Raw genomic sequence first — 25,639 nt, 5'->3', positions numbered from 1 at the left:
CATCAGTGGCGGCGGCCGGTCAGGTCATCGAGCGGGTTTCCGGCGAGGCGCCGCCCCATCTCCTCGGGATCGGTCGTGCTGCCGTCGTCCATCTTGGCAGCCGCTTCCATGAGCCGGCGTTCGCGGGGCTTCGGCCCGAGCTTCACGACCTCGCCGCCGACCCGCACCGTGCCAGGGGCGAGCACCTCGTCATCGCTGGCGGCAGCCGGCGCGCTGGCATCCCATTCGTCCGCCGCATCGGCATCCGTGGCGTCGGCATCACCGACGTCATCGCCCTCATCGTCGCCGGCATCGTTCTCCAGCAGGTCACTGGTGCCGCGCTGGTCGAGCTTGAGGTATTCGCGGTAGAGGTCGAACGAGCGGAGGAAGTCCTTGGCCTTGAGGTCCTCCATGCCGTCGAGCTTGAGCACCAGCTTGAAGGCGCCGCGATGGATGCCGTGCGTTTCCTCGGCGTCCTTGATGAAGCTCCCGATCTCGCCGCGCTGCGTCGCCATCTTCGAGTTCATGGCGCCGACCCGCGAGACCAGCGTGTCGAACACCTTCTTGTTGACCACCCTGCCGGTGACCATGGAATCGGGCTGCTTGGGCATGGTGCCCTCCTTTGGGGTTCGTCGGGTCAGGCTGCGAACTTGTCTTTCAGGACGCGGCCGCTTTCGGTGACGATGCGGTCGACCATCCCCGCGATTACGGAGTGCCCGCGCACGATGCCGGGCCCCCGAGCGTCATCGGGCACGATCAGCGTCCTGATGCCTTCCATCTGCCGGCGCGCCACGTCGGCGTTGTTCAGGTCGCCTTCCAGATCGCGGATATGACGCTTGCCATTGTTCCGGTTCATCAGACTGTCCTCTCGGTCTGGCGGGTTCGGGCATCGGGGAGCGCGGACATCGAGCGCGCCATGCGCGTCGGTCGCTTGATCGGGGTGCGCGGCGGCCATTCATTGAAGGCCTTCACGGCATGGGCTTCGCAGTAGGAGGAGCCGTGCTTCGACTTCTGGCAGCCGCAATAGGTCTCGTGCCCGTCGGCGCCCGGCCCCATCAGCCAGCGGCAGTGACGGTCCTGCAGGTCGCTGATGTGCAGGCCCTTGCCGGGCACGGGGATCTCGGTGTTGCAGCCGGCGGCGGTCCCGGGCGCGGGGATCGCCCAGGGAAGAGGGTCCAGCTTCTCAGCGGCGGCCTTGCGCTCAGGCTTGGGCTGCGCGGCCGGCGTCGTGACGGTCACCCGCGTCGGCTTGGTCTTCGGCTCACGGGGCGCAGGCTTCGGAGGCACAGCAGCAGGCGCGCTGGTGCGGGGCTTGGCGATGTAGCCGCGCGCGGCGTTGATCTTGTCGCGCTGCTGCTGGCGGAAGCCGGGGATCAGCAGGCACCGGACCTTGAAGTCGGTGGCGCCATGCCATTTCAGATCGCCAGCAATGCGGAACGGCGGCAAGCCCTCGGCGTGCATGGCGAGCGCCCTCTGCGCCCAAGGCTCGTTGATGGCCGGGTCTTCCGGGTTCGGCCACGCTGGCACATCGGCTTCCAACTCGGCCGGCTTGTCTTCCACCGGGGCGGCTTCGTGATCCACAACCGGCGTTGCGTCGCGCGGCTGATCGGCAACGGGCTCGGGCTCGGAGGGCTGCTCCAGCACCTCCTGCACCGGCGCCACCTGCTCGGCCTGCACGGCAAGCACGGCAAGCTCCTCCGGCGCGGGCGCGTCGTACCGGCAGTCCAGGTCGAAATGCATGATGGCGGCGAGCAGCACCTGTGGCGTCACGGCCAGCCCGAACACGATCGACAGTGCGACTGCCACCTCCTGCGCCGTGCGTCCGAGCGCACGCTCGCTGCGCACCAGCGCACGCACCTCGTCCGTCCACCCCTCCGGATTGACCGTCGGCACCTCCAGGCGCGCGGGCCGGGTCGCCTCGACGGGCGCGGCATCCGGCTTCGGCTCGGCGGCTTCGATGATCTTGACGAGCGAGGCGTCAGTGATCGCCAGCATGCGCCGGGCGAACTTCGCCTCCTCGATCAGGTCGAACGCGGGGTGCTGGTCAGACTGCATCGTCGTCGCCTCCCGGCTCAGGCGTGGCGATCCAGGGGGCGATCAGCACCGCGAGCCAGCTCGCGCCGCTCTCCAGCCAATTCGCGATAAGCGTCCTCGTCCGAAAGGCGAAGGGCCGCTTCGAGCCGCGCAATCCGCGCGACGAGTCTCTGGTGCTGGTCACTTGCGTTCCTCTGGAGCTTCGCGTCGCGCGCGGCTCGAATGGCGTCCAGCTCCTCCGCATTGACCCGGCGCGCTTCACGCTTCCACAGGTCCTCGATGCGGGAGTGCTTGATGGGCGCACTCAAGATTTTCGATTTGATGCCGATGTCGTTGACCAACTTCGTCGCGATCGCCACGGCTTCCTTGAAGCTCTTTCGAGCCGGCCACGGCTGGACAAGCTGGTCCAGCGCTTCGGAGGCTTGCGCTACCCCGCTCATGTGACTTGCCTCGCTCTCGGCGGAATCAGCCGAGCCCTCGGTGAGATGAACCGACACAGAACCGTCTCCTTGTGGTTTGCTATGACCACGTTGGACGGCAACTGTTCGGAGGACTTGAAGCGATGAGAGAGAAGCGCGCCGCCGCAGCGAATGGAGAGACGGCGCGCCAGGTGCCGGCCCGCGAGGGTCGGGAGGAAACCGGAACGCGAGCGGAGGGCCTGCCAGCCCTCGTGCTGCGCGGTCGGGAAAACGATGGAATGATGGGCGCTCATGCCAGCTCAACCTCGCGGGGCGAGGCCGGCGACGGCGCCAGAAGGCCCCGGAAGATGCCGATGTCAGGCGTCTGGACCGGGCGAAAATGGAGCCACGAGAACCAGATGCCAGTGCCGTAGGGCTCGAAGCCCAGGAAGATTCCGCCGAGATACTCGTGAGCCTCGGCAATCGTGTAGACGCATCCCGAGACGGGCGTCGGAACGCGCGGACGCTCGCCGATAATGTTCACCCATTCATCGTCGATGCACTCGACGAGCTGGCCGGGCTGGAAATGGCAGACCTCGGGGGCGTTCATGGCGATGCCTCAGAACGGGACGTTTTCGTCGTCGACCAGCACCTCGTCCGCCCGATCCCACGGCGACATTTCTTCGGTGATGACGTCGGTCTTCTTGGAGACGCTCACGGTGCGCAGCACGAAGAACTCGATGCCGGGATGCACGCGGGCGAGGCGCTCGGCCTCCAGTGCGGCGCTGGCGCGGGTCTTGTGCCGCACCGTCGGCTGGCGCTGGCCGAGGCCATAGACCATGAAGAAGGGCTGGCGGTTCATCGCGCGGCCTCCATCGGCGTCGCGGATTCCTGCGCCGGCGTGAAGCCGCCGGGCTGCGCGTGAGCGCCTACGAGCCCCTCATAACTGAGCTCGATCCCGCGACCTGCAGCGGCCGCAACCATCCGCGGCCAGTAGGTCACCGGCACCGAGTTGCGGAACTTCATCTGGGAGGCGTGCTTGGCGGTGACGTCGATATCGGCGGCGAAAGCACCGATCGAGGGCCAGAGCGCAATGATGTCAGCCGGGGTTCGCATGACTACATTGCTACATCCCGTAGTTTTTCGTGTCAACCACCAATCGTAGCAATCCGCTCGGTAACTTCCACAACATGAAGACACGGGGCGAAAGACTGAAGTTTCTGCGCGAGAAGGCGGGCTATTCGTCCGCCCGCTCGGCTGCCGAGGCCATGTCGGTGGCGACCTCGACCTACAACGCCCACGAGCGAGCCGGGCAGCCTGGGGCGCGGGATTTCGACGAGCGCGACGCGGCGAAGTATGCGCGCTTCTTCGACGGCAACATGCTGTGGCTGTTTCACGGTCGGGGTTCCGCCGACGCTCACATCGACTCGATGGATGTCGCCGACCTCGCAGGGTTAGGCGACCCTGACGAGGCGAAGACCGTCGGCAGCGAAACCGGCCGGCGCGGCATCCCGAAGGATACGCTCGCCCAGATCGACGTGACGGGCGGCATGGGCGGCGGCGGCCTCACCATCGTGTCCGACGGCGTCCCCGGCAAACACGGGATGACCTTCGCTGCAGAGCATGTGCGCGACTACTGGCGCCTACCCCCCGCCCTGATGACCGGCATGGGCTTGCGGCCGCACGACACCATCGTGTTGCCGGTGCAGGGCGATTCCATGCTCCCGACCCTCAACGAGGGCGACTTCGTGTTCGTAGACACCAGGCACCGCCTGCCGTCGCCCGATGGGCTCTATGCGCTGACCGACGAGTTCGGCGGCATCGTCGTCAAGCGGCTGGAGGTGCTCGGCCGGCGCGATGACGAGGTGCTCGTGAACGTCATATCCGACAACGAGCGCCACCCGGCGCGTGAGCGGATGCTTTCCGAGGTTCAGATCATCGGGCGCGTCGTGCGGCGGTTCGGGGTGATTGGTTAACGAAAGATCGATGGGAGGGGCTGTAATGGCAGACGATGAGATCGACGACAGCAAGGCAAGCGTATTTCCAGGCGCGTCGTTTTCGACCGCTTATGCTGATGGGGTAGTTAATCTTGCATACAATTCGGGTGTGTTTAAATTTTATCTGTCGCGGGTAGACCCGGACTTCGGAGGAAATGGCGACAACCAAGTCACTACGTTCGCCCAAGTTGTAATGAACGGCAGCGGATTTCTGAATATGCTTTCATTCTTTAATTCATCTATTGAGCAATTCATTAAAGACGGACGACTGACTCAGGAACAGGTAGATGCGGCCCGCGCAACACTTACCTCGTAACGAAGCGGCGAGACGTCCGCCGCGGCGGCTCGTAGATATGAAAAATCTGATGGCGCCGAATGGGCTCTTAGCGGCTATAGCGGCGCCCACCCGGGCTGGCCGCGGCACCAATCCGGACTTGCCAGAACCCGCTGCCAGCGTCACATATGATCCCATGACCCGCGAAGAAATGGACGCCAAGATCGCTGCAACGGAGGCCCGCATGGAGGCCACCGAGCATAGGATTGATGCGGCCCTTGCTCGTCTCGAAGCCGGCAGCTCGGCGGCATTTGCGGAGATAAACACCACCCTTCGCCACCTTCCGACGTCGTCAACCCTGTATGCAACGGTTGGCGGCGCAGTCGTAGCAGGCATCCTAGCCGTGATCGCGGTGCTTTCCTTCGGCGGGGACCGCTTCGATGGTGGGGTGCAGTTGACCTCGGCAAGCGTCCAGGCCGCGACGGATGCCCAAGCTCTGAGCAAACAGAACGCTCAGCAGATAGAACTCCTCACCGGCCGCATCAATGATGTCTTGAAGGCTCTCGCGCCACGCCAAGAGCCGCCGCCGCCGACCGGCCCCTGACCGCCTGCGTCCTCCCGACCAGCCCGCCCTCCCCGTGAGCGGCGGGCTTTTTCATGCCGCTGAGGGCCGGACAGAACCCGGACAGATTGCGGACAAACCCCGGACAAGCACCCCTCGGCGCCTTTCCCGCGTACGCGCGCGTTAAGCCGTTTCGCGCGCGGGGTAGTAGAAGAACTTTCTTCATATAGGTTCCTCTCCATCCTGAATCGTCGCTCCAAGGGGAAGCGCCGCATCAAGCGGCGCCCTTCCACCTCATGAAGCAGAGGGAACCTGGACAGGTTCGTTCTAGCGACCCGCGAGGCCCGCCTTCGGCCCACCTTCGGCCCGCACCTCGGACATCACCAGCCTGCGGACGGCGCGGGGCGGCTTGAGCGCCGCCCGCCTCGATGCGTAGCAACTCATTCACAAATTGCTACGATGGGTAGTTGACAGGACTGTCTACGGTCTGTAGCAATGTGTTCATCAGCCGACGCGCTGACGACCCCGCAGGCGATGGAGCCGCAGATGACCCGCAGCACCCCCTACACGGACATGATTGCCCAGCGGAAAGCGCTGGTCGCCGACATCATCGAGCGCCGCGACGAACTCGGCGGCGAGATGGCGCTGGAGCACATCGACGATCGCTTCGGCGGCTACTGCATCGTCACCCGCGAGAAGGCGATCGACGCACTCGACGCCAAGCGCCCGGCCTTCGCGACGGTCGCCACCTATCATCAGGGCGCCTGGGGCGCCTTCGCGATCTACGCCAACGAGTCCGGCCTCGATGCCGCGCTGGCGTGGAGCCTGAGCGCCACCCATCCCGCCAAGACGCAGGACGTGCTGCTGGCGACCCTGACCCCCCTCAACAAAGCCGCCGACGAAGCGCTCGCCGCCTATGACGAATGGGCCGCCGCCGCGCCGTCGCTGATCGCTGCGGAGTGAGCGCGATGTCCCGCCCGAACGAACTCGCCGAGCCGCTGGAGATCGCGCAGGACCGAGATGGCTGGATGGAGGGCTCCTTGTGCGCCATCCGCCTCGATGACTGCCGCAGCGTTGGGCGGAAGCTCAACCGGCCCGTCCGCATCCTTCTGCAGGGCGACGCCTTCCAGGCCACCTATCTCGCCTCGCACGCCGACCTCGTCGCCATCCGCGACTGGACGTCCAAGGCCATCGCCGCGCTTGAGGCCGCCCGGCCCGAGCTGACCGATGCGTGAACCCCTCCGCCTCCGCACCGTCCTCGCCCAGGTGCTCCCGCTGGCGGTCTGCCTCGGCGGGCCGGCGATCTTCGGCGCCTTCCTCTTGTTCACCTTCGGAGGCTGACATGGCCGACGCCTGCAACTGCCTGACCTGTCAGGCTGAGAAGATCATAGCCGCCGAGGTCGACCCGCGCGGGGCCAAGATCGAAGCGATGGAGATCATCAGCCTCGCCGTCGACCTGCTCGCCTCCGCGCTGTCGGGGCTGAGCGTCAACAAGCGCGTGCTCTTGTCGATCGTCATTAGCAAGGCGCTCTCGGAACGCCTCACAGCGATGGACGCGCAGGCCGGCGGCATCGTCCCGACGCACGAGCCGGAGGCGCGGGTGCAATGATCACCGTCGGCCTCCTGACCACGCCCCTGCCGTTCGTGATGGTCGGCGCTGTCGGCGGCGCGCTCGTCGCCACCATTGCCGGCGCGTTCGTTGCCGAGTTCGCCGCCCGCCGCCGGGACCGGGCCGACAACGCCCTGCGCGCCGCTTCCGCCCGGATGGCGATCGGCCTCCGCTACGTCATCCAAGCGCTCGACCAGGGCGAAGACCCTGCGGAAATCCGCGCCATCGCCAGCCGGCACCTTAACCCGTGCGCCCGCCTTCGCAGCGGCGCCGTCATCCCTCTCGCTCGCGAGGCTCGTCATGGCTGATCGCAACGACGCGCGGAACCTGCGCCAGTGGCTCCATCGGATCGAGGAGGCGTGCGCCCGCGCTGATGCCTCGCCGGAGCTGGTCGGAATCCGCAACGCCGCGCTCGCCGCTCTCGCCGGCAAGCCTGCGCCAAAGGCCACCTGCTTCGGGAGCGACGCCCATGACTGACACCTTCCAGCCGATCGGCGCCCTCGCCGCGCGCGTGGTCGAGAAGTCCGCATCCGCCAAGACGCAGCGCATCGAGGTCACGGACCGCGAATCCTGGCTGGCGCTCCGCCGGCAGGATCTGACCGCATCCGACATCGCTGCCGTCGCCGGCCACGATCCCCGCCGCACGCCGCTGCGCGTCTATCACGAGAAGACCGGCACGCTCCCGCCGATCGAGGACAACGACATCATGCGCCGCGGCCGCTGGCTGGAGGCGTCCGTCGTCGAGGCGATCAGGGATATGCACCCGGAATGGGAGGTCCGCCGCGCTGGTGTCTATCTGCGCGACCCGGTCAATCGCTTCGGCGCCACCCCGGACGTTGTCGCCATCGACCCGGCCCGCGAAGGGCTCGGCAACATCCAGTGCAAGGTCGTCGCCCGCCCGGTCTTCGAGGCCATGTGGGAGGATGGCGTTCCGCCCATCGGCTACCAGCTCCAGACCCTCGGCGAGGCATCGCTGATGGATGCCAGTTGGGCAATGGTGGCGGCCCTCGTCGTCGACACCTTCTCCGCCGAATACGTCGAGTTCGCCGTCGAGCGCCATGCCGGCGCCGAGGCGCGCATCCGCCGCATCGCTGCCGACTTCTGGGCGAACGTCGCCGCCGGCCGCGAGCCGCCCGTCACCTATTCCGCCGACGAGGATCTCGTGAAGACGCTCTACCCGGCCGAACAGCCGGGCAAGGAGATCGACCTTTCCGGCGACAACATGCTGCCGGGCCTGATGGCCGAGCGCGCCACGCTGACGAGCGTGATCAAGACCAGCGAGACCCGCAAGACCGCGATCGAAACCGAGATCAAGTCGAAGCTCGGCGATGCCGAGATCGGCACGCTCCCCGGATGGCGCGTGACCTGGAAATCCCAAACCCGCGCCGAGCACACCGTGCCCGCGAGCACGTTCCGCGTGCTGCGCCTCACCGACCGCCGCGCCAAGGAGCTTGCCCGATGAGCAACACCGACATTATCGACCGTGCCGACCCGCGCGCCGCCCTCGATGCCTTCTCCCGTTCCGAGGAGCGCGGCGGCGCCGTGGCAACGACCGCGCAGCCCTTCGCCGCGCCGGCGGACAGGATCGTCGGTGCCCAGCCTGTCGCGGTCTACCGGGACGACGTCCGCGTGCTCGGCAAGCTCAAGGCGCTCGCCGCCGCCGCCGGGCAGGAATGGTTCTACCGCTATCCGGTGAAGAACAACCGCGAGGGCCGCACCGATTGGATCGAGGGTCCGTCGATCAAGCTGGCAAACGATCTGGCGCGGACCTTCGGCAATTGTGGCGTCGACACCCGCGTGCAGGACCTCGGCGACGCCTGGCTGATCTACGCCCGGTTCACCGACTATGAGACCGGCTTCGACATGGTCCGCCCTTTCCAGCAGCGCAAATCCCAGCGCGGCATGAAGACCGGCGACGACCGCGCGCTCGACATCGCTCTGCAAATCGGCGTGTCCAAGGCGATCCGCAACGTCGTCACCAATGCTCTCCAGACCTTCGCCGACTTCGCATTCGAGGAAGCCCGGAACGCGCTGGTCGGGAAGATCGGCGCGAATCTCCAGCAGTACCGCGAGGTGACGGCGCGCAAACTCGCCGACCACGTCGACATCAAGCGCGTCGAGGCCGTGATCGGCCGCACTGCCGCCGAATGGCTGGCGCCGGACGTCGCCCGTGTCATCGCGATGATGAAGGCTGTCACCGACGGCATGGCGAGCCTGGAGGATACCTTCCCGCCCCTGCACGCCGCCGGCCCCGCCGATGGCAAGGAGACTGCAGCCGAGAAGGCGAAGGCCAGCGTCGCCGAGTTCGGCAACGACACCCGGGCCGCCGATCCCGCACCGAAGCCCAAGACTTCCGATTCCGCGAAGCCCGCTGCCGCTCCCCAGCAGGCCGACGCGGATGAGGCGCCCGCCGCCGATAGCCCCCCTGTCGGCGAGCGGGCGCCTTCCCCCTCTGAGTTCCTGGAGCAGTGCCGCGCGCACATCGCCGCCGCGACGGACCCGGACGCGCTGGGGGCTTGGTTCCGCAGCGATCAGCAGAAGCAGCTCAGGCTCCAGCACGAGCTCATGGCCGACGAGGTCGATGACCTGCAGTCCGCCGTCAAGGCGCGCGTGACGGCGCTCCGCCGGCAGGAGGGTTGAGCCATGCTGATCCGCTGCATCGACTTCGAGACGACGGGGATCCCGAACGACGACGATCCGCACGCGGTCTGCGAGATCGGCTGGTGCGACATCGAGGTGAGCGCCGGCGACCCCGTCCCGGACGCGGTTGTGACGACATTTGGACCGCCGCAGACGATCCTCACCAACCCCGGCCGGCCGATGCCTGTCGAGGCGCGCGCCATCCACCACATCAGCGATGCCGACGTCCTCGGCGCCCCGTCACCCGATGTCGCCTTCCTTCGCCTCGGCAAGCCGCCGGCGGACTATCTCGCCGCGCACAATGTCGAGTTCGAGCGGAAGTTCTACGGCAACGGGCTGGTGCCCTGGCTGTGCTCCTACAAGACCGCGCTGCGCCTCTGGCCGGATGCGCCGTCGCACAGCTTGCAAGTCCTTCGCTACTGGCTTGGGCTGGAGGTGGACTTCGACACCGCCATGCCGCCGCACCGCGCCGGGCCGGACGCCTATGTCGGTGCCGCGCTCCTCTGCCGCGTCATCGAGACGGCCGCCAAGAGCGGCGTTGACCTGCCGACCTTGGCTCGCTGGTCGAGCGGCCCGGCTCTCCTGCCGCGCGTTCCGTTCGGCAAGCACCGCGGCAAGCGATGGGAGGAGGTGCCCGCCGACTATCTGGAATGGGTGATCGGCCAGAAGGACATGGATTCCGACGTCAAGGCGAACGCTCGGCATCACCTGAAGCAGCGCAGCATGGCGAGGGCGTCATGACCCCCGCCGTCTGCAACCTCTGCACGCCCGACTGGTGGCTTGTCGTCATCGGCGCGGTGCTTGGGCTCGTCGCCGGCGTCGGCTTCGCGCTGCTCGGCCGCCGCGCCCTCGACCAGGACGACTACCCGGACGACGCCCCCCCCGCCCGCCCCTTCGCCGACGAGGGAGGGCCGCGATGAAAACCCTCACGTGCAACGGCTGCGCTTATGACGGCGCCTGCGAGCGGCAGAAAGACAAGCGCGCGGCCCTTCGCGGCCTCGGCATCACGACCGTCAAGTTCATCTGCAAGGAGCGGCGGGACGCCTTCGCGCCGGGCCAGCCGGTCATTTTCACGACCTACGTTGTCGATGAAGACGAAGCCTATCGCGGCGGCTCAATGGCCGTCCGGTACGCAGGTTACGCGGTTCAGCAGAAGGGCGCAAAACTCGTCGGGTTCATCAAGCCGGAAGAACCAGACCTAGACGAGGAGGGGTTCCCTTTCGACACCAAGGGACGCGGCTTCGTGAAGATGCCGATCAAGCGCGTTGCCGCCGACCCGTCGCGTGAGCCAATCGCCCTTTCGATGTGCTCGTGGTGTGGCGATTACCCGGCGCTTGGGCTGTGCGGCAAAGACCCGTCATGGACGCCAGATAGCAAATGCGACGCCGAGAACATGGCTCGCGCCGACGAGGGGGGGCCGAGCCGTGGGTGAGGTCGATTGGTCCATCGAGGAATGCCCCGATTGCCAGACTGCGAAGCTGACCCGCGCCGAGTGCACCAGCGATCAGATTGACGAGGGCTGCACGGTCTACTGCGAGGGATGCGGGTTCGCCATCGAAGGGCGCGACGCGGTCATGGTGCAGTCCGCCATGCTGGTCCTGAAGCGTTGGAGGGCGGCATGATCGGCGAGAATAAGCACGTCGCTTTCGACGCTGACCTCTGCCGCGCCAATCCAGAGGCGGCGGCCGACAAGATCGCCGAGCTTGAATACGCGCTTTCCGCCGCTGGCCAGCTAGACCGCATGAGGGTCATCGGGTTCACCAAATTGCAGGGTGCGTTGCAGCTCAGCGAGACCCGCCGCAAGAGCCTTACCGCCGATTGGAAGAGCCTCGATAGCGTCTGCACCCGGCAGATGGCGCGCATTGCAGAGTTGGTGGAGACGCTCCGGCGCGCCGAGTGGTGGCTGACTACGAAGCCTGACGGCGCCAATATGGCGCAGGTTATCCGTGCCGTCGTGGACGGCCGGGATGTCGATGGCGCCACGGTTCGCGACCCTGGCATACCCGAGATTGTCACCCGCCTTCGCGAGCGTGCTGTCGCTGCCCGCGCCGAGGGCACGGCTACCGCCCTTGGCGACGCTCTGCATTTCGAGGAAGCGGCGGCGCTGATCGCGATGATGGCCACGCCACGCGGCTACGACCCCACGACCCAGCCGTTTGACGAGCCCTTCCGCCACGTCGATGCGGAGAACCCCTCCCATGACTAACCCCCTCGCCGCGATGAAGGACGGAGAGCGGGTGAGGTTCGGGACCGAATACGGCTGGGCCTGCGCTTGGCTGAACGGAAGGCCCCGCCCATTCATCATGGCCCACACGACAAGCCGAACCCGCACTGATGCGCAGACCATCATCGGCCGCGCGTGGAAGCGACCGGGCGAAGATTGGCGGGCCGGATGGAAGCGCGCCTACCGCGAAGGCTGCCGCTGCATCCGCGTTTCAGTGTCGCCATCCCATGGTTACGGAGCCCTCCCGTCCCCCGCGAGCGCGGAGGAGAGCCGATGAGCCGCGCGAGCACCCGCGCCCTCGCGTTCGGCTGGAGCCTGCCCGGCGTGATCGGCATCCCGTATTTCGCCGAGACGCACGGCCACATCCTGAGCACCGCCGCCTCTGCGATGGCGCTCGTCATTAATGGAGCAGCGAAGTGAACGTCGACCAATCCACCCTTGCCGTCCTTGCCGGCGCCGAATGCCAGGGCAACGCGCTTACCCTCGTTGGTCAGCTTGACCGCAAGGCCTACGAGGCCGTGAACAAGGTTATCGCCGCAGCCGGCGGGAAGTGGAACCGCAGCGCGAAAGCTCACATCTTCGACGGCGATGCGGCTGAGGTGATCGAACCCATTCTGCTGACCGGCGTCGTCCAGCGCACCAAGCAGGACTTCGGCCAGTTCGACAGCCCGCCCGCCGTGGTGGCGCGCGTCATGGAACTCGCCCGGATCGGGCCGCGCATGAAGGTGCTGGAGCCGAGCGCAGGCGTCGGCAACATAGCTCTCGCGGCAGCGGCGTGGGGCGCGCAGGTCATGTGCTACGAGGTTGACGAGCGGCGCTGCAATGCCCTCGTCAAGGCAAGCTCTCAGGCTGCGCATCGGCTGGATATGGTCATCCAGCGCGACTTCCTCGGCGCCGACCCCGTGCCCGTCTATGACCGCGTGGTGATGAACCCGCCCTTCGCCAAGCAGGCGGATATCGCGCACGTCATGCACGCAGCCGGCTTCGTTCGCCCCGGCGGCCGGCTGGTCTCTGTTATGGGAGCCGGCGTGAGCTTCCGCCAAGACCGCCGGGCAAGCGAGTTCCGCGCCTTCATTGCTCGACAGGGCGGGTCCATCGAGGCGCTGCCGGATGAGAGCTTCCGCGATTCCGGCACGAGCGTGAATGCCGTCATCGTCAGCCTCGACGTCCCCGCCGCCCTTTCGGAGCCCCGCCATGACTGAGAACACGCCGGACGCTGCCGAGGCCGCGCGACAAGCCGTGTTTGCGAATGCAGAAGCCCGCACCCGACTTGGCGTCGATCATACCTCGGCGTTCACCATCGCTCTGTGGGGCGCCCGCGCCATGCAGGCGGCCATGCCCGCCCCGGTAGGGGTGAGGGTGCCGGATGGTTGGAAGCTCTCTGTAACTGAAACTGATGGACGCGTGTGGCTGAATATCGTGGCCCCGAGCGGTGCGTCTGCGTCCCTTAGCTGCGCCGCTGGATCGGACAACGGCCCCACCATTGCGGCCCAAGTCCTGCGCTGGATGCGTGATGACCTCTCCGCCATCGAGGATGCTGGGGCGCGGGAGGGGGCGACGTGCGGAACATGCGGCAAGATCATTCGCCCGTGTCCGACGCTCGGCACCATGTGCGGGTGCTCGCCGACCGCGATCACGTTTACCCCCACCCCCGCAGGGGCGGGCGATCTGGTGGAGCGGACACGTAGGGCCACTGATGATCTTCGACTTCTGAGATGCCCAACGGCAGCGGCGGACGTAGACGAAGCCGCCTCCCGCATCGAGGCCCTGGAGGCCGAGATCGTCGAATACCGCCGCGCGATCATCGAAGGGGATCCCGACCCTATCCTGAAGAAGGGCAATTTCTTGGAAATGATCCGTTCTTTGCACTCGGCACAGAAGGGAGGACTGGCCCGCGCCACGACCGCAGAAGCCGACCTCGCCGCGCTGACAGAGCGCAACGCCGAGCACGAGGCGCGGTTCGCGGCGGAGAGCAGCCGTGCGGACCATTACAAGGCCGAGTTGGCGAGGCTGCGCGTGATTGTCGAGCGCTTCTACCAGGCGAACGATGACGGCAAGCTCTGCGACTGCATCGACAACACGGGGGCGCATTACCCGTCGCAGTTCCTCGCCGACACGCTCGACATGGCGGCCGCCGCCCTGTCTCCGGCCAAGGCGGGAGGGTGAGATGGCGAAGGTTCGTCACATCCTAACCCCCATCGGCGGCGGAGAGTATTCATTTTGCGGGCTGGCCTTTGACTCATTCGGCAGCGGCGATCACGAGACGGATGACGACTTTATCGACCCTGCCCCTGGAGTTCGGGTCACCTGCCCCGATTGCTGTCGTGCAATTCGCTTATTCCGAGAGGCTTTCAAGGGCCTCAATCTGAGGCCACACCCCCATGACTGACCGCACTGTCCCGACCGAAGAAATGATCGTGGCTGGCTTGGAGCACTACGCCGAGGGCGGGTGCATGGGCCTGACAGAGGACGAGCGCCGCGAGGCCGTCTGCGCAATCCTTGCCGCTGCGCTCGCCGCCTCTCCGGCAGCGCCGGGCGCTGAGGAGGAGCCGGCGGCGATCCTTAGCACATGGGATAACGGTCAGTATCGACGGGTTGATCTGACCCCACAGTTTGAGGCGTGGCTGCGGGACAAAGACTCGCAGAAATACCCCCTCTACCGCTCCCCACCCACCACCGACGCCATCCGAGCGCAGGCGCGGAGGGAGGCGGCAAAGGCCGCAGCCAGTCGCTTGAGGCTCGTCGCGGATAGCATGGAGGAGCGCTGCACGGGGTTCTACCCTGACGATTTGCGCGAGATCGCCTCTGCGTTGATCGTGGACATGGCCGAACCTTTCGCCGACAAGCCGGGGGAGGCGGAGGGGTGGAGGCCGATAGCGACGGCGCCGAAGGATGGGACGCGCATCCTTGCCGTCGAGAACTTCAAGCGCGAAGGCGACGATGGACGCCTTTACCCGGAAGACGCCGCCGTAGTCCGCTGGGCCACCCCAAGACATGACGACCATGGCGGATGGTCCGGCTACGGGCTTTTCCTCGAGAGCTTCGAACCCACCCACTGGCGCCCGCTCCCCACCCCTCCCAGCGCACAGGGAGGCGGGGATGGGGAGTGAGAGAATGTCGCCCCTCGAAACTGACTTGCTCGACCATATCATCACGGGCCGGACAACGCACCACGACGGCGCGCCTATCGCGTGGGGCGCATGGATGTCTGTGTGCCTTGAAAGTTTGGAGGCTCGCGGTTTCGTGGTCCGAGAACGCTTCGCCGCTGGCGTCGTCTATTCGCCCACAGAAGCAGGCCGCGCCGCTCTCGCCAATGGCGACGGCGGATGACGAACGCGATCCGCCCGAACCTTCAGCACGCCGCGGCCTACGTGCAGTCGCACGAGGCATCGCCGGAGCTGCGCCGCGTCCTGGATGCGAACCGCCCACTCGTCGATTTTGAGTACGAGCGCCAGAACCGGCCGCCGCGCTTTCTTGCCATCGTGGACGACTACATGCGCGGCGTGCTGGTGCAGGACATCTGCGACAAATACGGGTGCAGCAAGCACACCGTGATGAAATACCGCGCCATGGCTGGACTGCCAAAGAGGCCGAAGCACTCCCTCGGCGTCGCGGACCAGATCGAGCGGATGTACCGGGCCGGCACCCCCATCGCTGAGATCGCTCAACGGCTCGGCTGCTCTCCGTCGCTTGTGTCACAGATGGCGACGCGGCTGGGGATCAATCGGCGGAAGTTTGGGCCGAGGGGGGCGGGAGCAAATGCTTGACCTCGACGACGAGCAGCAGGCCGAGAACGACAACCTGCCGCCTCGGGCGCCGCATGGCCGGCTGCCGCTCAGCTTCTGGCTGATCTTCGCCGGCCTGCTGATCCTGATCGCGGGCATCTTTCTGTGGCGGATCGGCCCCGCCGCTGCGGGCATCTACGTGACCGACGGCGACACCATCGTGCTGACCTCCCCAGGCCAGCCGCGCGAGGTCGTGCGGATCGTCGGCTTGGATGCGCCGGAGACGCGGCAGGCAAAATGCGATTCCGAGCTCCAGCGCGGGCTCGACGCAAAAGCCGGGCTGATGGGGCTGCTGTCGGCGGCGTGCGGCGATCTCGCCAAGGCCGAGCCATCGCGGTGCCTTGGCATTGCCCGCTTGCCCCGCCGGGATCGCTACGGCCGAACGCTCGCGAATATCACGGCAGGCGGACGCGATGTGACCGCCGCGATGATCGGCGCAGGCTGGGCGCGACCCTACGACTGTCCGAATGGGCGCTGCCCACGCCGGGCCGGCTGGTGCGGAGGTGGGGGATGAAGCGCAAGCCCATCGTCTTCGAGCGCATCCGGGCGGACGCTGCAGCCGGCATCCTTGGCGTCGAGGTTCGCACTGTGCAAGCCTTGGCGGCGCGCGGCGAGGTGCCAGGGGCGGCCAAGATCGGCGGGCTCTGGACCTTCGATGAATCCGCGCTGCGATCATGGATCAAGGAGCGAACGCAATGCCCGAAAGACCGCCGGCCCCGAAACACTGCTACTGGCGAGGGGAAACGCTCTGGGCGCGATTTACCGTTGCAGGCCTCGAAGTCCGCGAAAGCCTGCGAACAGGCTCTCCGCGAATTGCGGCAAAGCGTGTAGCCGAGATGAGAGAGAAGGCCGTCGGCCGCGCCAAGTTCGGCGAGGAGCAGCGGCTTTGGGAAGACGCCATCGTCGCCTGGGCGAGCTATATCCGCCAGCAGGTCGGATCCCCGCGCACGGTGAAGCGCTATGCCGATTCGCTGGTGATCGCCGGCCGGTCGCTCGGCGGCATGCCGATCTGCGATATAGGGAAAGCCGAGATCAACCGCTTCGTCGCCACCCGCCGCGCCGGCAGCGTCACTAACGCCACGATCCGCCGCGACCTGATGGCGATTTCGTCGCTACTGGATTTCTCGGAGGATGAGGGATGGCGGGAGGGGAACCCTGCGCTCGACAAGATGCGGCGCCTGAAAGAAAACCGCGACCCCATCACCCTGCCCGATGAGGAAGACTATCGCTTCGTGCTCTCGCGCCTAGCGCCTGCCTACGCGGACATGATGCGCGCCGCCCGCGCCACCGGCATGCGCCAGGACGAGCTCGTGCGTGCCACCCGGAAGCAGTTCAACGCCTCCGGCCGCAGCCTGCTGGTGCGCGGCAAGGGGAACAAGCAGCGGGCGATTTCGCTGTCGGCGGAAGCCTCGGAGATTTTCGAGCGGCAGCCGGCATCCCTGCTGTGCGACAACATCTTCCACGTCAACGGCAAGCCGATCGGCCAAGCAGCGTTCGTTTATTCGCGCGCCCGGCGGGCGGCACAGAAGGCGGCACAGAAGGAAGGCCGCGCGTTCCGGGGCTTTCGCTTCCACGACATGCGCCACCTCTACGCCGTGGAGTTCCTCCGAGGCGGGGGCGACATCTACACGCTTAAGGAGCACCTCCGGCACTCCTCGGTGAAGACCACCGAGCTTTACCTGGAGTTCCTGACGCCGGAAGAAGCCGAAGCCGCGAAACGCGGGCGGCTTGACCGGCGCGCCGCCTTGGGCGAATAAGCGACGGTCGGCACCCGAGCGGGGTTGGCACAAAGCACGACACAGGACCATCGGTCTGCATCGTGCCAAGTATATACGAAGATACTGACGCGCCTTGAGAATTTAAGCTCTATGCCGGGTTAGCACAGCGGTAGTGCAGCGGTTTTGTAAACCGAAGGTCGGGGGTTCGATCCCCTCACCCGGCACCAGCGCCCCCCTCAAGCTGCACGCTGTTCTGCAGCTTGAAGGAGCAGCAGCGGCCGCAGTTGCGCCAGCGCCGCATCAGCCGGTCGCGCCCTGCGGGCGAGGTGTCATTCCTCGTCGGAATAGCGCTCCTCCTTCCAGGGATCGGCGTGATTATGGTAGCCGTTCTCCTCCCAGAAGCCCCGCTTGTCGGCGGTGACAAACTCGATTTTTTTCAACCACTTGGCGCTTTTCCAGAAATAAAGATGCGGCACCATCAGCCGCGCCGGGCCGCCATGCTCGGTCGTCAGCGGCTTGTCCTCCCAGCTATGGACGATCAGCGCATCCTCGGCGGCGAAGTCCTCCAGGGCGAGATTGGTGAGATAGCCGTCATGGGAGTAGAGGAGGACGAAACGCGCCTCCTCGCGTGGCATCACCACGTCGAGCAGGTCGCGCGTGGCGAGCCCTTCCCAGCGATTATCGTAGCGCGACCAAGTGGTTACGCAGTGGATGTCAGTGGTTTCGCGCGTCTGCTTCTGGGCTTTGAACGTCTCCCAGTCCCAGGAGACGGGGTGCTCCACCTCGCCCGTCACGTCGAGCCGCCAGCGATCCAGCGGGATGCGGGGCTGCATGCCGAGGTCGAGCACCGGCCAGTCGCGCACCAGATGCTGGCCGGGCGGCAGGCGGTCTTCCTCCGGGCGGGCGATCTTGCCGGTGAGGAACTTGCCCTGCCGCGCCCAGGCCCGCTTCGTCCGGGTGAGCTTGCTGTCGGTGGGCGTAGCGGGATCGGTTGGTTCCGCCATGATCCGGGGTCTCCTCCATGGAGTGAACCCGGATCATAGCATCGTCCGGCGACGTGGGGCTTTCACTTCCCCACGTCGTCGCAAGGCCGAATCAGGCACCCAGTCGCCCGTGATCGGCCGGCTGCGCATTCGGCGCGGGGTGCGGATTGCCTGCCACCGCCTGACCGACCGCCGTGGGACGGCGCCTGCGCTGGAGCATGTTCAGCCCCTCCACCAGCGCCGAGAACGCCATGGCAGCGTAGATGTAGCCCTTCGAGACATGGGCGCCGAAGCCCTCGGCGATCAGCGTCGTGCCGATCAGCAGCAGGAAGCCCAGCGCCAGCATCACGATGGACGGGTTGCGGTTGATGAAGTTCGCCAGCGGACCCGCCGCGAACAGCATGGTGAGCACCGCGAACACGACCGCGATGACCATGATGGGAATGTGCTCGGTCATGCCGACGGCGGTGATGATGCTGTCAACCGAGAAGACGAGATCAAGGATCAGAATCTGCACGATGGCAGCGCTGAAGCTCACCTGCAGCGTGCCGCCCAGCGATGCCTCCTGCTCGTCATGCGAGGCCATGCTGTGGTGGATTTCCTTGGTCGCCTTCCACACCAGGAAGAGGCCGCCGGCGATCAGGATGAGGTCGCGCCAGGAGAACGGGTGTCCGAACACGGAGAACACCGGCTCGACCAGCGTCACGATGATGGCGATGGTGCTGAGCAACCCAAGGCGCATCACCAGCGCCAGCCCGATGCCGATGCGGCGGGCGCGCGGACGGATGTCCTCGGGCAGCTTGTTGGTCAGAATCGAGATGAATAGCAGGTTGTCGATGCCCAGCACGACTTCCATCGCGATCAGGGTAATCAGCGCCGCCCAGGCTGCCGGGCTGGCAGCAAGTTCCATCAAATAGTCCACCGGATCACTCCCCCGAAATCGATACGACAAGCCGCTCGCGGCAGTATAATGCGCGAGGGCCACTTCCGGATGCATATGGAATGGGTATCAAAGTCATTACTGACACAATCCTGCCGGCGCGACGTCGGAAAGCGATCCGACATCACGCGAACGCCGGCGGCTCGCGTCAGAGGGGCCCGGATCAACGGGTGCGCAGAAGTTAAGGCAGCCGCGTTCCAAAGCCAGCCTCGCCGCACATGACAGATTGTCGCACCCGGCACCCCGGGCGCCATCCTGCCGGGAAGCCCGCAGCGGCATCCCGGTACAAAGGCGACATCTCCACTGTCCTCGAGCGACAGCGACTTTCTCACGCGAGGTGGTCGTGTCATCGTCCATTCATCGCCCCAAACTAGAGCGGACGCCGTTTCGCCCTCCGGGGGCAAAGGGAGGTACTGATGACCCGCTTTTCACGTCGTGACCTGATGAAGGCCGGCGCCTTCGTGCTCGCCGCGCCCGCCGTTTTGCGCGCGAACGACGCGCTCGCCACCTCCGGCTCGCTCAACGTCTATGCGTGGGGTGATTATTTCGACAAGAACACCCTGCTGGCCGACTTCACCAATGCCACCGGCGTGAAGGTGAACCTGTCGACCTACGGTTCCAACGAGGAATGCGAGAACAAGCTGCGCGCCGCCGGCGGCAAGGGCTTCGACATCATCTTCCCGTCGGTCGATACCGGCCCGAACTACTACAAGGACAACCTTCTCCAGCCGATCGACGAGGCGAAGTTCAAGAGCGCGCAGATCATCCCCTCGATCTACCGCAACTCGCTCACGCTCGGCGCCGCCTATCGCGGCAAGCGCTATCTCGTGCCGTTCGATTGGGGCACCGAGGGCATCACCTGGGATTCGAGCAAGTTCCCCGGCAAGAAGTCCGGCGAGATTTCCTATGGCGACATGTGGCTCGCCGACCACCCCAAGCAGACCGCGATCCGCCAGAAGTCGGTTTTCAACGGCGTCGCGCTCTATCTCGACGCCACTGGCGAGCTCAAGTCGGACCGCGGCCTGGACCTCTACAAGTCCGAGGCCGAATCCCGCCGCGTCTTCGAGGGCGTGCTGAAGTACATCCTCGCCCACAAGGGCAATATCGGCGCCTATTGGAACAACGCGACCGAAGCGACGGCGGCCTTCACCGACGCCGGCTGCACGATCGGCCAAACCTGGGACACCACCGGCATCCTGCTCCACCGCAACACTGACAAGAAGTGGAGCTACGGCATGCCCAAGGAGGGTGGCCTCGCCTGGACCGATACGCTCGGCATCCCCGCCGGCGCCGAGAATGTCGAGCAGGCCTACGCCTTCGCCAACTTCCTCTACCAGCCGGAAGTCGGTGCGCGCTTCGCCAACACCACCGGCTACAACAGCTGCGCGGCCGGCGCCCAGCAGTTCCTCTCGGATGAAGCCCGCACGGCATTCGAGGCGGCCTACCCGGCCGGCACGATCGACAACCTGTTCTGGTGGCCGATGCAGACCGACTTCTACGCCAAGCTGCGCGGCGAGTATGTCGAGAAGCTGACCAATAGCTGAGCCGACGACGCCCTTCTCGCAAACGTCATCCCCGGGCGTGTCCCGGGGATCCACGCCCGTCTCGCGGATGGCCCCCGAGGACGTGGACGACCGGGACAAGCCCGGCGCTGGCGACCCACATCATGGCCGATGGAACTCCCATGCGCGGCAAGGACGTGCGTCTCGACCAGGTCTCGATCCGCTTCGGCGATTCCACCGCCGTGCAGCCGACCGACCTCTCCATCCATGCCGGCGAGTTCTTCTCCATTCTCGGCCCCTCCGGCTGCGGCAAGACCACCCTGCTGCGCACCATCTCCGGCTTCATCGAGCCGACGGCGGGCCGGGTGCTGATCGGCGGCGAGGACATGGCCGGCAAGGGCCCCAATGAACGCCCCACCGCGCTGATCTTCCAGAACCTCGCGCTCTTCCCGCTGATGAGCGTGGCCGAAAACGTCGCGTTCGGCCTGGAAGCGCGCGGCATGCGCAAGGCAGAGCGGCTGAAGCGCGCGCAGGAACTCCTGGAGCTCGTGGCGCTCGGCGGTTACGGCGACAAGAAGCCGGCGGACCTTTCGGGCGGCCAGCGCCAGCGCGTGGCCATCGCCCGCGCCCTCGCCGTCGAGCCAGCGGTGCTGTTGCTGGACGAGCCGCTTTCCGCTCTCGATCTCAAGCTGCGCCAGCACATGCGCAGCGAGCTGCGCGCCATCCAGAAGCGCGTCGGCATCACCTTCATCTACATCACCCACGACCAGGGCGAGGCGCTCGCCATGTCCGACCGCGTGGCGGTGATGAGCCGTGGCAGGCTGGAGCAGGTCGCGGATGCCGATACGCTCTATGCCGAGCCGGCCACGCCCTTCGTCGCCACCTTTGTCGGCGAGCAGAACGTGCTGCGCGGCACGGTGGCGGGCCTGGCCGACACCGCCGCCGTGCTCGACACGCCGATCGGGCGGATCGAGGGACGGATCAAGGGACCGCTCCGGCTCGGTGAGGAAGCTCTGCTGATGATCCGGCCCGAGCGTATCGTGCTCGGCCCCGGCGGTGCGAACGCGGTTCCCGTCCGGCTCGCCGCCCGCAGCCTGGAGGGCCCGGCCGTGCATCTCCAATGCGCCGCCGCCGGCCAGACGCTCACCGTCACAGTGCCGAACGGCCCCTCGGTGCGCGATCTGCCGGAAGAGCTGACGCTCTCCTTCGGTGTCGAGGATGCGCTGGTCTATCCGGTGGGAGCGCTGGCCCATGGGTAGCCTCGCCCGCGCCTATGGACGACCGCTCGCCTCCGTCATCGCTGGCATCGCGGTGCTCTGGATTCTCGTCCTTATCCTCGTGCCGCTCGGCGCGATGGTCGAGCAGTCGTTGTGGTGGCGGGAAGCCAAGGGCGACGTCTCGCTCACCATCGACCGTCTCTACAACGACATCTCGCTGATCGAGCTCGACCGCGCGACCGAGACCGACCCGGCCAAGAAAGCCGCCTTCGACCAGAGCGTCGCCGAGAAGCAGGCGGAGATCGCCACGCTGGAGGCGCAGGAGAAGAACCCGCCGAAGACCTACGGCCTCGCCAACTTCACCCGCATGAGCGGGCTGCATTTCTACATCTTCGTGCGCACCATCTTCTACGCGCTGCTGGTCACGGCGCTGGCGCTGGTCGTCTGCTACCCCGTCGCCTATGTGGTGGCGCTGGCCAGCGGGCCGCGCAAGGCGATCATCCTCATGGTCGCGCTCATCGTGCCCTACGCGATCAACGAATTGCTGCGCGTCTATGCCTGGCTGATGATCCTCGACTATCGCGGCGTCATAAACGGCGTGCTGCAATGGATGGGCTTCATCAATCTGGACGCCCGCGAGTGGATCCCCTTTCTGGAGAACCCCTCCGCCGTCTTCCTGGCGATGATCTATACCTACGTGCTGTTCATGGTGTTCCCGATGGTGAACACGCTGGAGACGCTTGACCGCAACCAGATCGAGGCGGCGCGGGACCTCGGCGCCTCGACACTGCGCATCCATCGACGGGTGATCATCCCGCACGCCAAGCCGGGCATCGCGGTGGGCTGCATCATGACCTTCATGCTGTCGGCCGGCTCGTATTCGGTGCCGGCGATCATGACCCGCGGCCAGGGCGGGGACTGGTTCAGCCAGCTCGTCTACCGGCAGTTCTATGAGAGCAACAACTGGAACATGGGCTCGGCCTATGCCGTCTCGCTCCTCGTCGTCTGCACCGCCTTCATCCTCCTCATGATGCGCCTGTTCGGCGTCGGGCTGAGGGATATCGCGAAATGAGCACCGCCACGGAAAGCGCCGGCGCGCGGCTGGTGCTGAACATCTATATCGGGCTGTTCGTCCTCTATCTCTTCCTGCCGCTCGCCGTGATGTCGGCGGCGGCGTTCAACGCCTTCGACTACCCGTCGGTCACACAATGGCAGGGCTTCACCCTGAAATGGTTCGTGGCGCTTGCCCATGACCAGCGGCTGCTGCAGGGGCTGGTGAACTCTGTCCTCGTGGCGCTGGGGGTGATCGCCGTCTCGATCCCCGCCGGCCTGTCGGGCGCGCTCATCCTCACGCGGCTCGGCCAGCGCTCCGGCACGGTGCTCTATTCCGTGCTGGTCTCGCCGGTGCTGACGCCTGGCATCATCCTCGGCATTTCCAGCCTCATCTTCTGGCGCGAGTTCGGCGTGCCGGGCGGGCTCTTCGTCGCCGTCATGGCGCAGTCGAGCTTCATCGCATCCTACGCCATGCTGCTCTTCCTCGCGCGCCTGCAGCGGCAGGACCGCACGCTAGAGGAAGCGGCGCTCGACCTCGGCGCCAGCCACACGCTGGTGTTCCGGCGCATCACCCTGCCCTTCCTGGCGCCGACCTGCTTCACCGCGGCCGTCGTCGCCTTCCTGCAATCGTTCGAGAACTACAACACCACGGTGTTCGCCATCGGCGGTGAATGGACGCTGGTCACCGAGATCGCCTCGCGCCTGCGCTTCGGGCTCTCGCCGGTCATCAATGTCGTGGGCGTGATCTTCGTGGCGCTGACGCTCATTGCGGCCATCTCCTACGTCCTGCTCAAGAGCCGGCCGAAGAGCTAGCCATACCAATGTGTGATTGCAGCAGGCCGGCACGCATACTCAACTCGGCCGATATTGTGCACGCTTAGAGAACAATCCTGGGGGCCCGTACATGCGCGCCATCGCACTCCTGCTTTCCGGCCTGTTTGTCTCCACTATCGGGGCAACATCCGCAGTCGCGGGAGACAACGTGATCGGCGTGTCCTACACGACCGAACGCGCGATCGACGATTTCAGTGCGACGAAATCATCCGATTGGCAGGTCGATTACACCCACACCTTCGACAACAAGGTCAGCATCGGCGGCGCCGTCAAATATTACGACACCGCCGGCACGAGCGATTCCAAGACCAATGCCCAGATCGGCATCGGCTATACGGTACAGCTCGAAAAGCTCTCGGTGACGGGCACGGTCGGGATCGGCCAGCACTTCATCGATTCGGACGAGTCGTCAGATTTCACCTATTATTATCTGACGCTCGCAGGCGCGCTGCCGATCGACGACAAATGGACCTGGAATGCGTTCCGCCTCCGCTATCGCAACGCCTTCGACAGCAAGAACGACTACATCACACCCGAAATCGCGACCGGCGTCAGCTACAAGATCGATGGCAAGAACAGTCTTTCCTTGATGGTGGAGTATGACTGGTCGCAGAACGAGCCCTCCTATACGGGCATCGAGCTGGGCTACAAATACCACTTCTGAGACGCAGTCACGCCAACGTGACACCCCCCGGTCGTGACCGCGAGGGGTGGGACCCCTAGCTTCGGGCGCCCAGATTCCCCCCAGTGGAGAGCCCGCCCATGGTCGAGCTACCCGTCCGTCTTCCCGACGCCTCTTCCTCAACAGGTGTTTCCCGCCGCCAGTTGGTGGCCGGTGCCGGCGCATTGCCGGTTGCCGCCGCGCTGGTCAGTTCGGCGACCTTTGCCGGCATCTCGGCCGCATCCGCGCAGACCGCCTCCGGCCAGCAGGTGCCAAGCCTCTACCGCTACAAGATCGGCGGCATCGAGGTGACGGCGGTCAATGACGGAATGCGCACCTCCCCTCTCGCCGACGGCTTTGTGCGCAACGCCACGCGCGAGGAGATCAATACGGCGCTGGAGACCGCTTTCCAGCCCAAGGACACGATTGCGAGCCAGTTCAACCCGCTGCTGATCAACAATGGCGGCAAGCTGACGCTCATCGACACCGGCAACGGCCCGCAGTCCGGCAACTCCACGGTCGGTCGCCTGCAGGCCAATCTCGCTTGGGCCGGCGTGAAGCCGTCGGACATCGGGACGGTGGTGATCTCGCATTTCCATGGCGATCATATCAACGGTCTGCGGGCCGCCGATGGCGGGCTAGCCTTTCCCAACGCCGAGATACTGGTGCCCGAGGCCGAATGGGCCTTCTGGATGGACGAGGGCGAGATGAGCCGCGCCCCGGAGGCGCTGAAGGCCAATTTCCAGAATGCGCGTCGCGTCTTCAAGGATATCGACAGCAAGGTGAACCGCTACGCCTGGGACAAGGAGATCGTGCCCGGGCTTACCTCGGTCGAAGCCGTCGGCCATACGCCGGGGCATACCGCCTTCATCCTCGCCGCCGGCAATGACCGCCTGTTCATCCAGTCGGACACCACCAACACGCCCATCCTTTTCGCGCCGCACCCGGAATGGCAGGTGCAGTTCGACATGGACGGCGAAAAGGCCGTGCAGACCCGCCGGCGCATCTACGACATGGTGGCGGCCGAGCGGCTCCAGCTCACGGGCTACCATTACCCCTTCCCCGCCACCGGCTTCATCCGCAAGGAAGGCGAGGGCTACGCGGTGGTGCCGGCAATCTGGCGGCCCGTGCTCTGAGGCAATGGCGGGACGATCCCGCGCCGCTGGCTTGGCAAATCCGTCGGGGCGAGGCTATGTCTCCCCCGATTGTCACTTTCAGCCGAGGCCCAG

General features: G+C 66.0%; 38 protein-coding genes, 1 tRNA gene and 1 pseudogene. 31 read left to right on the top strand and 9 right to left on the bottom strand.

The window, feature by feature from the left end; all coding sequences use genetic code 11:
• Positions 1-2 precede the first annotated feature (2 nt).
• The 7 genes from ACQY76_RS16375 to ACQY76_RS16345 form a co-directional block, all read right to left on the bottom strand.
• On the bottom strand, positions 3-590 hold the full coding sequence (locus tag ACQY76_RS16375; RefSeq protein WP_428029785.1) for a hypothetical protein: 588 nt from the start codon (positions 588-590) through the stop codon (positions 3-5).
• Positions 591-616: 26 nt separating this feature from the next.
• A complete protein-coding gene (locus ACQY76_RS16370; protein WP_428029784.1) occupies positions 617-835 on the bottom strand; it encodes a hypothetical protein in 219 nt (72 codons plus the stop codon).
• Entirely contained in the window at positions 835-2,034 is a 1,200-nt protein-coding gene (locus tag ACQY76_RS16365; protein WP_428029783.1) for a GcrA family cell cycle regulator, read from the bottom strand. Before ACQY76_RS16365 ends, ACQY76_RS16370 begins: the two co-directional genes overlap by 1 nt.
• A 17-nt stretch (positions 2,035-2,051) precedes the next feature.
• Complete coding sequence (locus ACQY76_RS16360) at positions 2,052-2,510, bottom strand: hypothetical protein (protein ID WP_428029782.1); 459 nt, start codon at positions 2,508-2,510, stop codon at positions 2,052-2,054.
• A 211-nt stretch (positions 2,511-2,721) separates the two neighbouring features.
• On the bottom strand, positions 2,722-3,021 hold the full coding sequence (locus tag ACQY76_RS16355) for a hypothetical protein (RefSeq protein ID WP_428029781.1): 300 nt from the start codon (positions 3,019-3,021) through the stop codon (positions 2,722-2,724).
• Between the two features lie 9 nt (positions 3,022-3,030).
• On the bottom strand, positions 3,031-3,273 hold the full coding sequence (locus ACQY76_RS16350) for a hypothetical protein (RefSeq protein ID WP_428029780.1): 243 nt from the start codon (positions 3,271-3,273) through the stop codon (positions 3,031-3,033).
• Entirely contained in the window at positions 3,270-3,527 is a 258-nt protein-coding gene (locus ACQY76_RS16345) for a hypothetical protein (RefSeq protein ID WP_428029779.1), read from the bottom strand. The genes ACQY76_RS16350 and ACQY76_RS16345 overlap by 4 nt, the downstream gene beginning before the upstream one ends.
• A gap of 29 nt (positions 3,528-3,556) precedes the next feature.
• Here ACQY76_RS16345 and ACQY76_RS16340 point away from each other — a divergent pair, with 29 nt between their 5' ends.
• The 25 genes and pseudogenes from ACQY76_RS16340 to ACQY76_RS16220 all read left to right on the top strand — a co-directional run bounded on the left by ACQY76_RS16340 (position 3,557) and on the right by ACQY76_RS16220 (position 17,447).
• The gene (locus ACQY76_RS16340; RefSeq protein ID WP_428029778.1) at positions 3,557-4,387 is read left to right on the top strand and encodes a LexA family transcriptional regulator; all 831 of its coding nucleotides are present in this window, start codon (positions 3,557-3,559) and stop codon (positions 4,385-4,387) included.
• A 25-nt stretch (positions 4,388-4,412) separates the two neighbouring features.
• A complete protein-coding gene (locus ACQY76_RS16335) occupies positions 4,413-4,724 on the top strand; it encodes a hypothetical protein (protein WP_428029777.1) in 312 nt (103 codons plus the stop codon).
• 154 nt (positions 4,725-4,878) lie between these two features.
• On the top strand, positions 4,879-5,286 hold the full coding sequence (locus ACQY76_RS16330) for a hypothetical protein (RefSeq protein WP_428029776.1): 408 nt from the start codon (positions 4,879-4,881) through the stop codon (positions 5,284-5,286).
• A gap of 504 nt (positions 5,287-5,790) precedes the next feature.
• The gene (locus ACQY76_RS16325) at positions 5,791-6,207 is read left to right on the top strand and encodes a hypothetical protein (protein ID WP_428029775.1); all 417 of its coding nucleotides are present in this window, start codon (positions 5,791-5,793) and stop codon (positions 6,205-6,207) included.
• A 5-nt stretch (positions 6,208-6,212) separates the two neighbouring features.
• Positions 6,213-6,479, top strand: coding sequence for a hypothetical protein (locus ACQY76_RS16320; protein WP_428029774.1), 267 nt, complete (start codon positions 6,213-6,215; stop codon positions 6,477-6,479).
• 107 nt (positions 6,480-6,586) lie between these two features.
• On the top strand, positions 6,587-6,853 hold the full coding sequence (locus ACQY76_RS16315) for a hypothetical protein (protein WP_428029773.1): 267 nt from the start codon (positions 6,587-6,589) through the stop codon (positions 6,851-6,853).
• On the top strand, positions 6,850-7,161 hold the full coding sequence (locus ACQY76_RS16310; RefSeq protein WP_428029772.1) for a hypothetical protein: 312 nt from the start codon (positions 6,850-6,852) through the stop codon (positions 7,159-7,161). The genes ACQY76_RS16315 and ACQY76_RS16310 overlap by 4 nt, the downstream gene beginning before the upstream one ends.
• Positions 7,154-7,330, top strand: coding sequence for a hypothetical protein (locus tag ACQY76_RS16305; protein ID WP_428029771.1), 177 nt, complete (start codon positions 7,154-7,156; stop codon positions 7,328-7,330). The genes ACQY76_RS16310 and ACQY76_RS16305 overlap by 8 nt, the downstream gene beginning before the upstream one ends.
• The gene (locus tag ACQY76_RS16300; RefSeq protein ID WP_428029770.1) at positions 7,323-8,315 is read left to right on the top strand and encodes a YqaJ viral recombinase family protein; all 993 of its coding nucleotides are present in this window, start codon (positions 7,323-7,325) and stop codon (positions 8,313-8,315) included. The genes ACQY76_RS16305 and ACQY76_RS16300 overlap by 8 nt, the downstream gene beginning before the upstream one ends.
• Positions 8,312-9,493: a hypothetical protein gene (locus ACQY76_RS16295; RefSeq protein WP_428029769.1), complete on the top strand. Its 1,182-nt coding sequence runs from the start codon at positions 8,312-8,314 to the stop codon at positions 9,491-9,493. The genes ACQY76_RS16300 and ACQY76_RS16295 overlap by 4 nt, the downstream gene beginning before the upstream one ends.
• Positions 9,494-9,496: 3 nt before the next feature.
• The gene (locus tag ACQY76_RS16290; protein WP_428029768.1) at positions 9,497-10,234 is read left to right on the top strand and encodes a hypothetical protein; all 738 of its coding nucleotides are present in this window, start codon (positions 9,497-9,499) and stop codon (positions 10,232-10,234) included.
• Positions 10,231-10,413 carry a hypothetical protein gene (locus ACQY76_RS16285; protein ID WP_428029767.1) on the top strand — a complete coding sequence of 61 codons (183 nt, stop codon included), beginning with the start codon at positions 10,231-10,233 and terminating at the stop codon, positions 10,411-10,413. The genes ACQY76_RS16290 and ACQY76_RS16285 overlap by 4 nt, the downstream gene beginning before the upstream one ends.
• Entirely contained in the window at positions 10,410-10,925 is a 516-nt protein-coding gene (locus tag ACQY76_RS16280) for a hypothetical protein (RefSeq protein ID WP_428029766.1), read from the top strand. The genes ACQY76_RS16285 and ACQY76_RS16280 overlap by 4 nt, the downstream gene beginning before the upstream one ends.
• Positions 10,918-11,115: a hypothetical protein gene (locus ACQY76_RS16275; RefSeq protein ID WP_428029765.1), complete on the top strand. Its 198-nt coding sequence runs from the start codon at positions 10,918-10,920 to the stop codon at positions 11,113-11,115. Before ACQY76_RS16280 ends, ACQY76_RS16275 begins: the two co-directional genes overlap by 8 nt.
• Entirely contained in the window at positions 11,112-11,699 is a 588-nt protein-coding gene (locus tag ACQY76_RS16270; protein ID WP_428029764.1) for a hypothetical protein, read from the top strand. The genes ACQY76_RS16275 and ACQY76_RS16270 overlap by 4 nt, the downstream gene beginning before the upstream one ends.
• Positions 11,700-11,990: 291 nt before the next feature.
• A complete protein-coding gene (locus tag ACQY76_RS16265) occupies positions 11,991-12,137 on the top strand; it encodes a hypothetical protein (RefSeq protein WP_428029763.1) in 147 nt (48 codons plus the stop codon).
• Positions 12,134-12,919, top strand: coding sequence for a methyltransferase (locus ACQY76_RS16260; RefSeq protein ID WP_428029762.1), 786 nt, complete (start codon positions 12,134-12,136; stop codon positions 12,917-12,919). The genes ACQY76_RS16265 and ACQY76_RS16260 overlap by 4 nt, the downstream gene beginning before the upstream one ends.
• Positions 12,912-13,883 carry a hypothetical protein gene (locus ACQY76_RS16255; RefSeq protein ID WP_428029761.1) on the top strand — a complete coding sequence of 324 codons (972 nt, stop codon included), beginning with the start codon at positions 12,912-12,914 and terminating at the stop codon, positions 13,881-13,883. The genes ACQY76_RS16260 and ACQY76_RS16255 overlap by 8 nt, the downstream gene beginning before the upstream one ends.
• Positions 13,884-14,098: 215 nt before the next feature.
• Positions 14,099-14,827, top strand: coding sequence for a hypothetical protein (locus ACQY76_RS16250; protein WP_428029760.1), 729 nt, complete (start codon positions 14,099-14,101; stop codon positions 14,825-14,827).
• A 4-nt stretch (positions 14,828-14,831) separates the two neighbouring features.
• Positions 14,832-15,047 carry a hypothetical protein gene (locus tag ACQY76_RS16245; RefSeq protein ID WP_428029759.1) on the top strand — a complete coding sequence of 72 codons (216 nt, stop codon included), beginning with the start codon at positions 14,832-14,834 and terminating at the stop codon, positions 15,045-15,047.
• Entirely contained in the window at positions 15,044-15,484 is a 441-nt protein-coding gene (locus tag ACQY76_RS16240) for a helix-turn-helix domain-containing protein (protein WP_428029758.1), read from the top strand. The genes ACQY76_RS16245 and ACQY76_RS16240 overlap by 4 nt, the downstream gene beginning before the upstream one ends.
• The gene (locus tag ACQY76_RS16235; protein ID WP_428029757.1) at positions 15,477-16,016 is read left to right on the top strand and encodes a thermonuclease family protein; all 540 of its coding nucleotides are present in this window, start codon (positions 15,477-15,479) and stop codon (positions 16,014-16,016) included. Before ACQY76_RS16240 ends, ACQY76_RS16235 begins: the two co-directional genes overlap by 8 nt.
• A pseudogene (locus tag ACQY76_RS16230) lies at positions 16,013-16,132 on the top strand (hypothetical protein); the annotation flags it as partial. The gene ACQY76_RS16235 and the pseudogene ACQY76_RS16230, both read left to right, overlap by 4 nt.
• A gap of 65 nt (positions 16,133-16,197) precedes the next feature.
• Positions 16,198-17,259 carry a tyrosine-type recombinase/integrase gene (locus ACQY76_RS16225; RefSeq protein WP_428029756.1) on the top strand — a complete coding sequence of 354 codons (1,062 nt, stop codon included), beginning with the start codon at positions 16,198-16,200 and terminating at the stop codon, positions 17,257-17,259.
• 113 nt (positions 17,260-17,372) lie between these two features.
• Positions 17,373-17,447 (top strand) — tRNA-Thr (locus tag ACQY76_RS16220).
• Between the two features lie 102 nt (positions 17,448-17,549).
• On the opposite strand, the gene ACQY76_RS16215 is transcribed toward ACQY76_RS16220, so the two are convergent.
• Both ACQY76_RS16215 and ACQY76_RS16210 read right to left on the bottom strand, forming a co-directional pair.
• Entirely contained in the window at positions 17,550-18,224 is a 675-nt protein-coding gene (locus ACQY76_RS16215) for a sulfite oxidase-like oxidoreductase (RefSeq protein ID WP_428029755.1), read from the bottom strand.
• A 91-nt stretch (positions 18,225-18,315) separates the two neighbouring features.
• Complete coding sequence (locus ACQY76_RS16210) at positions 18,316-19,125, bottom strand: TerC family protein (RefSeq protein ID WP_428029754.1); 810 nt, start codon at positions 19,123-19,125, stop codon at positions 18,316-18,318.
• Between the two features lie 434 nt (positions 19,126-19,559).
• On the opposite strand from ACQY76_RS16210, the gene ACQY76_RS16205 reads away from it, so the two are divergent.
• From ACQY76_RS16205 to ACQY76_RS16180, 6 genes are all read left to right on the top strand, one after another.
• A complete protein-coding gene (locus ACQY76_RS16205; RefSeq protein WP_428029753.1) occupies positions 19,560-20,687 on the top strand; it encodes an extracellular solute-binding protein in 1,128 nt (375 codons plus the stop codon).
• Positions 20,688-20,827: 140 nt separating this feature from the next.
• Positions 20,828-21,904 (top strand): ABC transporter ATP-binding protein, encoded by a 1,077-nt coding sequence (locus ACQY76_RS16200; protein WP_428033037.1) that lies wholly within the window; start codon positions 20,828-20,830, stop codon positions 21,902-21,904.
• Positions 21,897-22,934, top strand: a complete 1,038-nt coding sequence (locus ACQY76_RS16195; RefSeq protein WP_428029752.1) for an ABC transporter permease — start codon at positions 21,897-21,899, stop codon at positions 22,932-22,934. The genes ACQY76_RS16200 and ACQY76_RS16195 overlap by 8 nt, the downstream gene beginning before the upstream one ends.
• Positions 22,931-23,728, top strand: a complete 798-nt coding sequence (locus ACQY76_RS16190; protein WP_428029751.1) for an ABC transporter permease — start codon at positions 22,931-22,933, stop codon at positions 23,726-23,728. The genes ACQY76_RS16195 and ACQY76_RS16190 overlap by 4 nt, the downstream gene beginning before the upstream one ends.
• A 91-nt stretch (positions 23,729-23,819) precedes the next feature.
• Positions 23,820-24,413 (top strand): hypothetical protein, encoded by a 594-nt coding sequence (locus ACQY76_RS16185; protein WP_428029750.1) that lies wholly within the window; start codon positions 23,820-23,822, stop codon positions 24,411-24,413.
• Positions 24,414-24,511: 98 nt separating this feature from the next.
• A complete protein-coding gene (locus tag ACQY76_RS16180; protein ID WP_428029749.1) occupies positions 24,512-25,546 on the top strand; it encodes an MBL fold metallo-hydrolase in 1,035 nt (344 codons plus the stop codon).
• The last annotated feature ends 93 nt before the right edge of the window (positions 25,547-25,639 follow it).

Origin of the sequence: Ancylobacter sp. (genome assembly GCF_965279025.1) — a bacterium.
Lineage (GTDB): Bacteria > Pseudomonadota > Alphaproteobacteria > Rhizobiales > Xanthobacteraceae > Ancylobacter.
This window is presented reverse-complemented; position numbering and strand designations above follow the sequence as displayed.